Origin of the sequence: Mycolicibacterium holsaticum DSM 44478 = JCM 12374, assembly GCF_019645835.1 — a bacterium.
Classification (GTDB): Bacteria; Actinomycetota; Actinomycetes; order Mycobacteriales; family Mycobacteriaceae; genus Mycobacterium; species Mycobacterium holsaticum.
The window spans coordinates 4,037,298-4,048,658 of sequence record NZ_CP080998.1; the positions used below are offsets into that span (position 1 = coordinate 4,037,298).

Annotated in this window: 11 protein-coding genes; 3 read left to right on the top strand and 8 right to left on the bottom strand. The window is 68.2% G+C overall.

Annotated elements, in window-relative coordinates; all coding sequences use genetic code 11:
- Positions 1-2 precede the first annotated feature (2 nt).
- Entirely contained in the window at positions 3-710 is a 708-nt protein-coding gene (locus tag K3U96_RS19420) for a TIGR03089 family protein (protein WP_220693596.1), read from the top strand.
- Between the two features lie 60 nt (positions 711-770).
- Positions 771-2,210 carry a multicopper oxidase family protein gene (locus tag K3U96_RS19425; RefSeq protein ID WP_220690790.1) on the top strand — a complete coding sequence of 480 codons (1,440 nt, stop codon included), beginning with the start codon at positions 771-773 and terminating at the stop codon, positions 2,208-2,210.
- A 22-nt stretch (positions 2,211-2,232) separates the two neighbouring features.
- On the opposite strand, the gene K3U96_RS19430 is transcribed toward K3U96_RS19425, so the two are convergent.
- The 4 genes from K3U96_RS19430 to K3U96_RS19445 are packed head-to-tail and all read right to left on the bottom strand — an operon-like array spanning position 2,233 to position 6,061.
- The gene (locus tag K3U96_RS19430; protein WP_220690791.1) at positions 2,233-3,396 is read right to left on the bottom strand and encodes an acyl-CoA dehydrogenase; all 1,164 of its coding nucleotides are present in this window, start codon (positions 3,394-3,396) and stop codon (positions 2,233-2,235) included.
- Between the two features lie 43 nt (positions 3,397-3,439).
- The gene (locus K3U96_RS19435) at positions 3,440-4,273 is read right to left on the bottom strand and encodes a class I SAM-dependent methyltransferase (protein WP_220690792.1); all 834 of its coding nucleotides are present in this window, start codon (positions 4,271-4,273) and stop codon (positions 3,440-3,442) included.
- Between the two features lie 11 nt (positions 4,274-4,284).
- Positions 4,285-4,848 (bottom strand): 5-(carboxyamino)imidazole ribonucleotide mutase, encoded by a 564-nt coding sequence (gene purE, locus K3U96_RS19440; RefSeq protein WP_268928452.1) that lies wholly within the window; start codon positions 4,846-4,848, stop codon positions 4,285-4,287.
- Entirely contained in the window at positions 4,835-6,061 is a 1,227-nt protein-coding gene (locus K3U96_RS19445) for a 5-(carboxyamino)imidazole ribonucleotide synthase (RefSeq protein WP_268928453.1), read from the bottom strand. Before K3U96_RS19445 ends, purE begins: the two co-directional genes overlap by 14 nt.
- Before the next feature lie 104 nt (positions 6,062-6,165).
- Between K3U96_RS19445 and K3U96_RS19450 the strand changes: the two genes are divergently transcribed.
- Positions 6,166-6,837: a GtrA family protein gene (locus tag K3U96_RS19450; protein ID WP_069406773.1), complete on the top strand. Its 672-nt coding sequence runs from the start codon at positions 6,166-6,168 to the stop codon at positions 6,835-6,837.
- Here the strand turns inward: K3U96_RS19450 and K3U96_RS19455 are convergent.
- The 4 genes from K3U96_RS19455 to K3U96_RS19470 all read right to left on the bottom strand — a co-directional run bounded on the left by K3U96_RS19455 (position 6,792) and on the right by K3U96_RS19470 (position 11,207).
- Complete coding sequence (locus K3U96_RS19455) at positions 6,792-7,310, bottom strand: PH domain-containing protein (RefSeq protein ID WP_220690793.1); 519 nt, start codon at positions 7,308-7,310, stop codon at positions 6,792-6,794. The two genes, K3U96_RS19450 and K3U96_RS19455, sit on opposite strands and share 46 nt — an antisense overlap.
- 67 nt (positions 7,311-7,377) lie before the next feature.
- Positions 7,378-8,184: a biotin--[acetyl-CoA-carboxylase] ligase gene (locus K3U96_RS19460; RefSeq protein ID WP_220693598.1), complete on the bottom strand. Its 807-nt coding sequence runs from the start codon at positions 8,182-8,184 to the stop codon at positions 7,378-7,380.
- Complete coding sequence (locus tag K3U96_RS19465; RefSeq protein WP_220690794.1) at positions 8,174-9,430, bottom strand: lipase family protein; 1,257 nt, start codon at positions 9,428-9,430, stop codon at positions 8,174-8,176. Before K3U96_RS19465 ends, K3U96_RS19460 begins: the two co-directional genes overlap by 11 nt.
- Positions 9,431-9,746: 316 nt before the next feature.
- On the bottom strand, positions 9,747-11,207 hold the full coding sequence (locus K3U96_RS19470) for a sugar transferase (RefSeq protein ID WP_069406779.1): 1,461 nt from the start codon (positions 11,205-11,207) through the stop codon (positions 9,747-9,749).
- Positions 11,208-11,361: the final 154 nt, after the last annotated feature.

Consider the following 11,361-nt stretch of genomic DNA (forward strand, 5'->3'; position numbering starts at 1 on the left):
CCGTGTCCACGGTCAGTTCGGCGATCCTCGATCCGCTGATGGCCGCCGACCCGGCGGGCCCGCGCATCACCTACTACGACGACGCCACCGGTGAGCGCATCGAATTGTCAACGGCGACACTGGCGAACTGGGCCGCCAAGACCGGTAACCTGCTGCGCGACGAGTTGGGCGCCGGGCCGGGCAGCCGGGTCGCGGTGTTGCTGCCCGCGCACTGGCAGACCGCGGCGGTGCTGTTCGGGATCTGGTGGATCGGCGCCGAAGTGGTTCTGGGGCACGGCGACGCGGATGTCGCGCTGTGTACCGAGGACCGGTTGTCGGACGCCGACGCCGCTGTCGGTGTCGGCGAGATCGCGGTGCTGTCGCTGGACCCGTTCGGCAAGCCGGTCGACGACCTGCCGGTCGGGGTGACCGATTACGCCACCGCGGTGCGGGTGCACGGCGACCAGATCGTCCCCGAAGCCCGCCCCGGCGTGGCGCTGGGCGGCCGGTCGGTGACCGACGTGCTCAGCGATGCGCGCACGTCGGCGGCCACGCAGGGGCTGACCGCGCAGGACCGGGTGCTCTCCAGCGCGTCCTGGGACACCGCCGAGGCGCTCACCGATCACCTGCTGGCACCTTTTGCGGTGGGGGCGTCTCTGGTGCAGGTGGCCAACCCGGATCCGGCCGCGCTCGACCGGCGCAGGCAGACCGAGAAGGTCACCAGGGGCTGACAAGCCGATTAATTTGCGGTTTCGCAAGCGACGGCCGCGTCGCGGTGCGACGCTGAACCCGTGCTCGACAGGCGCGGCTTTCTCGTGCTGTCGGCCGGCCTGGCGGCCGGTGCGGTCGGCGCGTGCTCGACGCGTACACCCGAACCGGCGTCGGCCCAGCAGGCGGCAGCCACGCCGGGCTTCGACATCGCGTTCACACCCGTGCAGACCGACGTCGACCTCGGCGGCGTACAGGTACGCACCTGGGCGTACGGTGACCGGCTGCCGGGCCCGGAGATCCGCCTGCGCAAAGGCGAGCGGCTACGGGCCCAGCTGACCAACAAGCTGCCCGCCCCCACCACCATCCACTGGCACGGCCTGGCGATACCCAACGACATGGACGGTGTGCCGGTGCTGACACAGCCCGCGGTGGCTCCCGGCGGTGACTTCACCTACGAGTTCGTCGTACCCGATGCCGGCACCTACTGGTATCACTCCCACGAAGGCACACAACTCGACCGCGGCCTCTACGGCCCCTTGGTCATCGAAGACCCGGCCGACGGCGCCGACTACGACGATGAACTCGTTGTGGTGCTTGATGATTGGGTGGACGGCACCGGCCGCGACCCGGACCAGGTGCTGGCCGAGCTGAGGAAGGCCGGGATGCCGGCCATGCCCGAACTTCCCGACGCGGGCATCACACCGTCGACCCCGCTCGGCGACGACGGCGGCGACGTCACCTACCCGTACTACCTCATCAACGGGCGGGTCACCACCGACCCGCAGGTGATGGATTACCGTGCCGAGCAACGTATCCGGCTGCGCGTCATCAACGCGGGCTCGGACACGGCATTTCAGCTCGGGGTGCCGAACCATCGGCTGCACGTGATCGCCACCGACGGGTTCGCCGTGCAACCGGTCGACACCGATTCGGTGATCCTCGGAATGGGTGAGCGGGTCGATGCGATTGTCACGCTGCAGGCGTCGGCCCCTGTGATCGCGGCGGCGTACCGCAAAGACGGCTACGCGCAACTGAACATGCGCGTCGGCGACAAAGCGAGCGCCGTCAACACCGACGACTACGTCGCCGCGCTGCGCACGAAGGCCCCGCTGGACACGGCGACCCTGAGCGCCCCGCCCGAGCTGAACCTGCCCGGTGACCCCATCGACCAGAGCATCGACATGCGCTTGGCCGGGCCGGTGAACGGCTACAACTGGACGGTCAACGGCAGGCAATACGATCCGCCCAACGCCGGCTACCCGGTGCGCCCCGGCCAGCGCATGCGCATCCGCTACGTCAACGAGTCGAAGATGTTTCACCCGATGCACTTACACGGGCACACATTCCAGGTGATGGGTTCGGGCTCTACTCCGTTGGCCCGCAAGGACACCGTGCTGGTGGCGCCGCTGCGCACCGTCGAGATCGACTTCGACACCGATAACCCCGGCCGGTGGATCACCCACTGCCACAACACGTATCACCTCGAGGCGGGGATGGCCACCTTCATCGAGTACACCTGAGCGCAGCTAGCGCAGCCCACATTTATTTGAGCAGCGCGCGGGACATCACCACGCGCTGAATCTGGTTGGTGCCCTCGTAGATCTGGGTGATCTTGGCGTCGCGCATCATCCGCTCGACGGGAAAATCGATGGTGTAGCCGTAGCCGCCGAACAACTGGACCGCGTCGGTGGTGACCTCCATCGCGACGTCGGAGGCAAAACACTTCGACGCCGATGAGATGAAACCCAGGTTGGGCTCGCCGCGTTCGGCGCGCGCGGCTGCGGTGTAGACCATCAGCCGCGCGGCCTCGGTCTTCATCGCCATATCGGCCAGCATGAACTGCACGGCCTGAAAGTCGGCGATGCGCTTGCCGAATTGCTTGCGCTCCTTGACGTATTCGATGGAGGCGTCCAGCGCGCCCTGGGCGATGCCGACAGCTTGGGCCCCGATGGTCGGGCGGGTGTGGTCCAGGGTGGCCAGCGCGGTCTTGAAGCCGGTGCCTTCATCGCCGATGATCCGGTCGGAGGGGATGCGGCAGTCCTCGAAGTACAGTTCGGTGGTGGGCGATCCCTTTATGCCCATCTTCTTTTCCTTGGCACCGATCGAGAACCCGGGGTCGTCCTTATGGATGACGAAAGCCGAGATGCCGTTGGCGCCCTTGTCCGGATCGGTCACCGCCATCACCGTGTACCAGGTCGAGTGGCCGCCGTTGGAGATCCAGCACTTGGCGCCGTTGAGCACCCATTCGTCGCCCTCGCGGCGGGCCCGGGTGCGCATCGACGCCGCGTCGCTGCCCGCCTCTCGCTCTGAGAGCGCATACGACGCCGTTGCGTCACCGGCGGCGATGGACGGCAGTACCTGTTTCTTGAGTTCCTCACTGCCGCGCAACAACAGGCCCATCGTGCCCAGCTTGTTGCAGATCGGGATCAGCGACGACGACGCGCACACCCGGGCCACCTCTTCGATGACGATGCACGCCGCCACGGAGTCACCGCCCTGCCCGCCGTACTCCTCGGGAATGTGGATGGCCGCCATGCCCGACGCGGTCAGCGCCGCCAGCGCCTCATCGGTGTAGCGCGCCTTCTCGTCGACGTCGGCGGCGTAGGGCGCGATCTCTTTCTCGCACAGGTCACGAAGCACCGCCCGCAACTCGTTGTGCTCGTCGGACAGCTTGAAATCGCTGAAGGACGGGTTGCCGATCGCCATCACAGACTCCTCGCTATGCGCCGGTAACTTTACCGTCGTCGCCTCACTGACCCGATCCGCCCCGATGCGAGACGAACTGCAGGCCACGCACCATGTCACGGTACGCCCGGTGATAGAGCGATCGCATCGTCGCGCTGCGTCGCAGCAGGTCGACGACGCCCTGGGAGGCGACCAGGCCCACGTCGTGCCCGGCGAAGACCGAGTCGGCGGTCGCCAGCCGCAGCTTGCCGTCGACGGCGGACTCCACCGCGCTCCGATAGCGCCCGCAGTAGTCGGGCTGGGCGAAGAAGACCTTGTTGAACCCGATCAGGAACGGGGCAAGCTTGGCCCCGCTTTCCAGGTAGCGCAGCGTTCCGACCGCGACGCCGGGCCACTGCTGGTTGAACACGTCATCGGCGATGACGACGCCGCCGTCGGCGAGCGTGGCCTCGGCGAGCTTCATGTCGGAGAACACGATCTCGTCGGTGTGGCCGCCGTCGACGCTGAAGAAGCGGATGTCACCGCCTGCCAGCTCGCGCAGCGTCTCCGGCAGGAGCTTCGTCGAATCACCCTGGTGGATCGCGACGTCGTCCATCGACGACCACAGGTTCATGTTGTTCACGAATTTCGCCAGGTCGCCGTGCCCGGATCCGTCGACGTTGAGCTCCTGATCGCCGAAGATGTCGATCGCGACCGACCTCTCCCCGGGCCGCTGCAGCAACTGCAACCCGATGAAGAGCTTGCCGTGGTGCACGCCGATTTCGGCGACTGCGCCCGAGACCTGGTCGGAGCGCTGGGCCGTGTTCAGCACATCGAGCAGCAACAGCACCTCTGGCTGTAGGAAGCCCGTGACGACCCGGTGCCCAATGGCCCGGTACCGTGCGAGATTGCGTGACATCGGGTTGCAGCTTACTGCCCGAGTAGTCGGTCGCGCAGCGCCGCATCCTTCTGCAACACGGTGTCATGCAACTGTGCCTGGAACTGCTCGACGCGGCGGCGCAGCGCGGCATCGGACGCACCCAGGATCCGCACCGCCAGCAACCCCGCGTTGCGGGCTCCGCCGATCGACACGGTGGCCACCGGAACGCCCGCGGGCATCTGCACGATCGACAGCAGCGAGTCCAGTCCGTCCAGCTTGGCCAGCGGCACCGGCACGCCGATCACCGGTAGCGGCGTTGCCGAAGCCACCATGCCCGGCAGGTGCGCCGCTCCCCCGGCACCGGCGATGATCACCTCGATGCCACGGTCGGCCGCGCTTTGCGCGTAGTCCAGCATGCGGGCCGGGGTGCGGTGCGCGGAGACGACGCCGACCTCGAACGGTATGTCGAATTCGGCCAGCGCGTGGACGGCGTCCTCCATCACCGGCCAGTCGCTGTCGCTGCCCATGATGACGCCGACCCGCGGTGCGGGGGCCGCCGAAGTGCGCTCATCGGCACCTGTCTGCTCTTCGCGCAAGCGCTCATCGCCCGTCATGTGGGTCCCATCCGTCCGTCCATTCCGCATGCGACAACCAGTGCGCCGCCCGGCCTGCGCGTTCCCGCACATCGGCGACGTACGCCTCGTCGTCGACCGAACCACCGGCTGCGCCGATGATGTTGACATGGCCGATCTTTCGGCCCGGCTGCTCCTGCTTTCCGTAGAGGTGCACCTTGGCGTCGGGCATCCGCGCGAACAGGTGGTGCAGCCGCTCGTCCATGCCCATGTGCGGGCGTTCTTGCGCGCCAAGCACATTGGCCATCACCGTGACCGGTGCGATGGGGCCGGTGTCGCCGAGCGGGTAGTCGAGCACCGCGCGCAAGTGCTGTTCGAATTGGCTGGTGCGGGCGCCGTCCATGGTCCAGTGCCCGGAGTTGTGCGGCCGCATCGCGAGTTCGTTGACGAGCAGCCTGCCGTCGACGGTCTCGAACAGTTCGACAGCCAACACCCCTACCACACCGAGTTCCTCGGCCAACCTGAGCGCTAATTCCGTTGCAGCTCTCTTGAGTTCGTCGCTCAGGTTGGGGGCAGGTGCGACGGCCTCCACGCAGATGCCGTCACGTTGCACGGTCTGCACCACCGGCCATGCCGCGCCTTGGCCGAACGGGGAGCGCGCGACGAGCGCGGCCAGCTCGCGAGCCATCTCGACCCGTTCCTCGACGAGCACTTCCGCGCCGGCGGCCAGGTGCCGTTCTGCGGCGTCGCGCGCGTCGGCGAGATCGCGCGCCAGCGTCACGCCCCGGCCGTCGTATCCCCCGCGGGCGGTCTTGACCACGATCGGGGCGTCGACACGCTCGGCGAACGCGTCGACGTCGGTGCCCTCGGTGACGGCCGCGAACCGCGGCACCGGCGCGCCCAGGGCCTCCAGCCGGCGGCGCATCACGAGTTTGTCCTGCGCGTGGATCAACGCCGACGGCGGCGGCGCCACGTTCACGCCGTCGGCCACCAACTTCTCCAGCAGCTCGGTCGGCACATGCTCGTGGTCGAAGGTCAGCGCGTCGGCGCCGTCGGCCGCCTGGCGCAGCGCATCCAGGTCGGTGTGGGCGCCGATCACCACATCGGGGCTGACCTGCGCGGCCGGGTCGTCAGCCGCCGCGGCCAGCACCCGCAGCGTCTGACCCAGCGCGATCGCGGCCTGATGGGTCATCCTGGCCAGTTGCCCGCCGCCGATCATGGTGACCAACGGAGGGCCGCTCGGGGTTCGCGACACGCCTTCATGGTGTCATGGCTTCGATCGGCCGCCTCGCCTGCCTTTAGGGGCCGCAACCTGCGCGGCTACGCGTGGGATGGGGGATTTCCGTAGACTGCCCTTTTGTGTCCTTTACCGATGCCACGATCGCGCGGCTACCCCGCCCGCTTCGACCGCACCTGGAACGGCACCACGAACTGATCAAGTTCGCGATTGTGGGCGCGACCACATTCGTCATCGATTCGGCGGTGTTCTACACGCTCAAGCTGACCGTGCTGGAGCCCAAACCCGTCACGGCGAAGATCATCGCCGGCATCGTCGCGGTGATCGCGTCCTACATCCTCAACCGCGAATGGAGCTTCCGGGACCGCGGCGGCCGGGAACGCCACCACGAGGCGCTGATGTTCTTCGGGGTCAGCGGCGTTGGCGTGCTGCTGTCCATGGCCCCGCTGTATTTCTCCAGCTACGTGCTGATGTTGCGGGTTCCCGAGGTCAGCCTGACCGTGGAGAACATCGCCGACTTCATCTCGGCCTACATCGTCGGCAACCTGCTGCAGATGGCGTTCCGGTTCTGGGCGTTCCGGCGCTGGGTGTTCCCCGACGAGTTCGGCCGCAACCCCGACAAGGCCATCGAATCCACCCTCACTGTGGGTGGGATCGCCGAGGCGCTGGAGGACCACGCCGAACACGTGCGCGGGACAGGCACCGTCACGCCGCTGCGCCGCCCCAACCGGCGCGCCCGGCGGCTGGATCAGCTCGGTGACTCCTCCGAGCCCAGCGTGTCGAAGACTTCGTGATACAGCAGCGAGTGCACCCGCTCCACCCGCGGGATGTCATAGAACTCGAGCGGATCCTGCGACGCTGACTCGATGATCAAGGTGCCGGTGCGCAGCATCCGGTCGAGCAGGCCGTGCCGGAACTCGACGCTGTTGACCCGGGCCAGCGGGATGTCGATACCCGAGCGCGTCAACACCCCGTGACGGAACATCACCCGCCGGTCGGTGATGACGAAATGCGTTGTCCACCAGTTGAGGAACGGCCACAGCGTGAGCCATCCCACGATCACCAGCCAGACGGCCCCGATCACGATGAGCACGACGTTGCGCGCGGTCAGGTCCCATCCGGTCTGGTTGACGTAACCCGCGCCGAACGCCGCCAGCGCGGTCGCCAGCAGCAGAATCAGGATCGGGCCGATCAGCCGCTTCCAGTGCGGATGGCGGTGCAGCACCACCTGTTCGTCGGTGGCCAGCACGTTGTCCGGATATCCCATGCGAAGACCTTAAGGCGATTTCGGTGTACTTGGTCACGGTGAGCGTGACCAAGTACACCGAAATCGCCTAGTCGGCGGGGCGGAGGTGGACGATGTCGCCGGCCGACACCTTCGTCGACTGCCCGTCGGCGTCGATGTCGAGCCTGCCCTGGTCGTCGATGTCACGGGCGACCCCGACGATCTCGCGCCCGCCCGGCAGCATCGCGCGCACCGGCCTGCCCAGGGTGAGGCTGCGGGCCCGGTAGTCGGCGATCAGGGCGGGGTCCGCCCCCTCGTTGCGTCGCCACGCCTCGATGCGACGGCCCAGTTCGTGCAGCACCCGTCGCAGCAGGTCCTGGCGGTCCGGTGCGGGCACGCCGAGGTCGACCAGTGAGGTGACACCGGGCACGCCGATCTCGTCACCGCGCAGCGACACGTTGAGGCCGATGCCGACCACCACCGCCTGGCTGGCCGCGGCCACCTCGGCGAGGATGCCCGCCAGCTTGCCGTCGCCGGCCAGCACGTCGTTGGGCCACTTCAGCCCCGCCTGTACGCCGCTGTCGGCGACCGCGTCGACGATCGCCACCCCGGTCGCCAGCGGCAACCACCCCCAGGCCTGGCTGGGCACCGAGGCGGCGTCGACGCCGACGGACATCGTGATCTGCGCGTAGGGCACCGCTGACCAGCTTCGGCCCTGCCTGCCGCGGCCGGCGGTCTGGTTCTCGGCGATGAGCACGGCGCCGTCGATGACCTCGCCGCGATCCGCGCGGGTGATCAGGTCGGCGTTGGTGGAGCCGGTCTCGGCCACCACGTCAATGCGACGCCACAGCGGCGATGTGCCGATGACGCTGTCGCGCAACGTCGTCTCGTCGAGCCGAACCCGGTCAGCAGTCATCGGGGGCGGGCCTTCCTGCGAAGCGGTCATCTATCCAGTCGAGCATGCCCAAGGCGTCGCCCGGATTGTGGCCCCCTTCCGGGTCGAAATCGATCGTCACCACCCCGCCCAGTGCGCAGGCCTTTTCGATCGCCGACCTGGTCCATTCGGCGTCGATGAACGGGTCCTTCCCGCCGTAGAACACGTAAAGCGGTGCCGACAACGGCTTTTGGGGTAACGTCCACGCCTTGAGCAGCCGGCGCAGCCGCTCGGCGGCCTGCGGGCCGCGTGGGGTGAACTCGCGCGGCCCGATCCGCTGGATCGCCGCCGCGCGACCGTAGGCGCCCTCCTCGGTGCAGTCCGACAGCTCGTCCCAGTGCCGTGCGGCCTCGAACCGCCGGTAGTTGTCGCGGTCGAGGTCGGGATGCAGGCGCGCCAGCGACTCGACCACGGCCGCCATGACGGGTCGCTGCTCGACGGTCAGGGTGCCCTGCGAGGCCTTGGACACGATGCCGGAGATGTCGGCGGCCGGCGACGACGCGATGGCCCCGACGAGGTCCAGTTCCGGCGCGTACCCGCGCGCCTGCTCGTCTGCCGCCCACGAGGCGCCGCCGCCCTGGGAGTCCCCGAGCGCCGCCCACTTCCCGGACACGTCACCGAACGTGTTCCGCAGCGCGCGCACCGCGTCGATCATGTTGAGCCCCGCGGTGCGGGCGTCCGAATAGGGGTGCACGCCCTTCACGCCGAGCCCCTGGTAGTCGGGCAGCGCGACGGCGTACCCCAGCCGGGTGAGGACCCGCACCACGTGCACGAGGTTCTGCAGGCTGGGCGACAACGACGGCCCGCACGGCGGATCGATCCCCAGCGTGCCGTGGCCGAACGCCACCACCGGCCATCCGCCTTCCGGAGCGCTGCCCTGCGGGGTGAACACCGAGCCTGACACCACGGTCGGAGCGCCAGTGTCACCGGATGTGGACCGGTAGACCACCCGGGCCGCCCGCAGTTGTCGGCCCTCCACGGTGCGGGTGACCCCGGGCATCGTGGTCGCCGACACCAGCGAGCCGGGACCGGTGCCTGTCGTATCGGCCGAGTCGACCGGCACCGGAGGCCCGCCCGATGACGGGAACTGGTTCAGGAAGCCGATGGTGAGCATCGTGGCGACCGGTCGCAGCGGCACGGCGACCAGCGCGCCGGCGACGACCACCACGAGCGCGACCGCGACGGCGAGCAGCACTGTGCGCGTCGTGCCGCCGCGTTGGCCGGCCATGAATCTCCTCGGTCTCCTGTTCACGTCGTCGTCGCGCGCGTCACCGCAACCACCAAACCTAGGCCAGGCGCGTCAGGCGCGGCGCCGGCGACTCGGCGAGAATCGGGTTCCGCGAACATCCGCACGGCCGGTGCGGGCGTTTCGGCGTTCACTGGCGACCGCCCGGTGCGAGCCGTTGTACGGTGCGAATTATTTTGCGGTGGACGCCGGGGCCGCATTTGCAAATGCGCGTCCACCGGTACCATTTTTGCGTTGCTGGCTTCCGATACCCCCCGGCAGAGGCAATTCGCAATGTGGATAGCTGGGCGGGGTTTGATCAGTAGGCGCCGGAACCGGCCGCGACCGTGCGGATGGTCTTGGCCGCGATCAACAGGTCGTTGGTGATCGACCAGTTCTCCACGTAGGACAGATCCAGCCGCACCGAGTCCTCCCACGACAGGTCGGAGCGCCCGCTCACCTGCCACAGCCCGGTGATGCCCGGCAGCACCAGCAGCCGGCGACGGATCTGGTCGGTGTAGGTGTCGACCTCACGGCGCAGCGGCGGACGCGGCCCCACCACGCTCATGTCGCGCCGCAGCACGTTGATGAACTGGGGTAGCTCGTCGATGCTGTAGCGACGCAGGAACTTGCCGACCGGGGTGACGCGCGGGTCTTCCCGGATCTTGAACAGCACGCCGCCGACGCTCTCGTTGATCTCCAGCAAGCGTTCGACCTCTTTGTCGGCGCCCTCGACCATGGTGCGCAGCTTGATCATCTGGAACGGCCGGCCGTCCAGCCCGATCCGCTCGGAGCGGTACAACACCGGTCCCCTGCTGGTCAGTTTGATGGCCAGCGCGGCGAGCAGCAGCACCGGCAGCGCACAGCTCAGAACCGTGATCGACACACAGATGTCGAAGGTCCGTTTCTGCAGTTTCTTGGTGCCGCTGTACTGCGGCTTCTCGACGTGGATCAGCGGAAGGCCGGCCACCGGGCGCATCGTCAGGCGAGGCCCTGCGACGTCGACCACGCCCGGTGAGACCACCAGGTCGACGCCGAGCCTGTCCATCTCCCAGGACAACTCGCGTACGCCCTCGGGGCCGAAATGGTCGGTGGTGGTCAACGCCACGGTGTCGGCGTTGGTCTTCAGGATCGCGTCGTGCACGTGGTGCTCATTGCCGAACACCGGCAACGCGCCCACCCCGGGCACCTCCAGGGTGCCGCCGCCGGCGCGGCCGGTCAGGCACACTCCGACCACCGCATATCCGTATGACCAGCCCCGTGACAGCGACTGCACCAGGCTGCGCACCGCGCGTGCGTCGCCGACCGCGACCACGGTCTGCACGCACTTGCCCTGGCGACGTTTCCTGGCCAGCAGCCGCCGGCACAGGCTACGGCTCAGCAACAGCGCGAGCAGGCCCAGCGGAAGGGCGACAGCCAGATAGCCACGCGCGTACTCCGGGCGAAGGATCATCAACCCGACGGCGATCACCCCGACGGTTGCCAGCGTCGCGGAGAAGACGCGCCGGTACTCCTCGACGCCGGCGCCCACGATCCGGGGTGAGCGGGTGCGGTAGGCGGCCAGCAGGGCCAGCCAGGTTCCTGCGACGATGATCGACATCAGCGAGTAGTAGGAGAAGACCCAGACGTACGCCCCGTCGTGCATCGCGTCCGGTGCGCCGAGCCTGACGAACTGCGCGGCGACCAGAGCAAGGCCGACGACGATGACGTCCGTGACAATCAGCGCGAGGCGGTATGACTTCTGCCAGGCCGCGCCGTGCGCGGTACCGATCTTCGTCAATCGAGGCTTCGCCGGGGTGAAAGCCTCTTCAGCCACGAACACGGCTAGGAGTTCCTCCTAATATTTGCTGACGGCCACCGGCCCCCCGACAGAGCACGATCGCTGGTTCACTATGTCAAAGTTTGCCGAACTCCGCTACCCCATTGGCGAAATG

Bases quoted from the DNA above. Each gene is read 5' to 3' on its own strand.
- K3U96_RS19430 (WP_220690791.1), bottom strand. From the start codon at position 3,396: ATGGCGATCGGCAACCCGTCCTTCAGCGATTTCAAGCTGTCCGACGAG.
- K3U96_RS19435 (WP_220690792.1), bottom strand. From the start codon at position 4,273: ATGTCACGCAATCTCGCACGGTACCGGGCCATTGGGCACCGGGTCGTC.
- purE (WP_268928452.1), bottom strand. From the start codon at position 4,848: ATGACGGGCGATGAGCGCTTGCGCGAAGAGCAGACAGGTGCCGATGAG.
- K3U96_RS19455 (WP_220690793.1), bottom strand. From the start codon at position 7,310: ATGGGATATCCGGACAACGTGCTGGCCACCGACGAACAGGTGGTGCTG.
- K3U96_RS19460 (WP_220693598.1), bottom strand. From the start codon at position 8,184: ATGACTGCTGACCGGGTTCGGCTCGACGAGACGACGTTGCGCGACAGC.
- K3U96_RS19465 (WP_220690794.1), bottom strand. From the start codon at position 9,430: ATGGCCGGCCAACGCGGCGGCACGACGCGCACAGTGCTGCTCGCCGTC.